This window comes from Bacteroides sp. CAG:633, from assembly GCF_000435115.1.
Taxonomy (GTDB): domain Bacteria; phylum Bacteroidota; class Bacteroidia; order Bacteroidales; family Bacteroidaceae; genus Bacteroides; species Bacteroides ndongoniae.
In genome coordinates, this window is sequence record NZ_FR882980.1 from 6,017 (window position 1) to 6,562 (window position 546).

1 protein-coding gene is annotated in these 546 nt (G+C 53.3%); it reads right to left on the reverse strand.

The genetic code is table 11. The features are described from left to right. Positions 1 to 292 precede the first annotated feature (292 nt). A partial coding sequence (locus QVP67_RS01895) for a helix-hairpin-helix domain-containing protein (RefSeq protein WP_288179793.1) occupies positions 293 to 546 on the reverse strand: 254 nt, incomplete at its 5' end.

A 546-nucleotide genomic window follows, 5' to 3' on the forward strand; every position in this document is an offset into this window, starting at 1 on the left:
GGTCCTACCAGACCGAAGAAACGGCTTTGCCACTTGATGCGGTGGTACATGAAGCGCAGGAAGCCGGTGGGCACGTTCTTTACTTTGCGCTGGAAGAATTCATATAGCTGTTCCATAGAGGGAATAATGGTTAATGGTCAATGGTAATCGGTTCATACTGACATCGCAAAGATAGGATTTTTGCATCAAATCCGTGCAGAATTCCTTGAAAACTGCACGAACTTCGTGCAATATTCCCTGATTTCTGCACGAATCGGGTGCAAAATCCGTATATCCGGCGGTTGAGTCGGGGTTATTCGAAGCTCAGGTAGTGGCTGAGGCGTTCCAGATCGTCGGGGGTGAACTCTTCGTAGAGGGCGAGGGGTTTGAGGCTCTTCAGCAGGCCGTGCTTGCGGCGATACTCTACGATGGCTTTGGCCTGATAGAAGTTCAGGTAGGGGTGGCGGCGCAGCTGTTCGATGCCGGTGCGGTTGACGTCGAGGCGTTGCAGGGCAGTGGTGTCGATGCGGAACCATGCAGCCAGCTGACGGTGGTCGAGGCCTATCT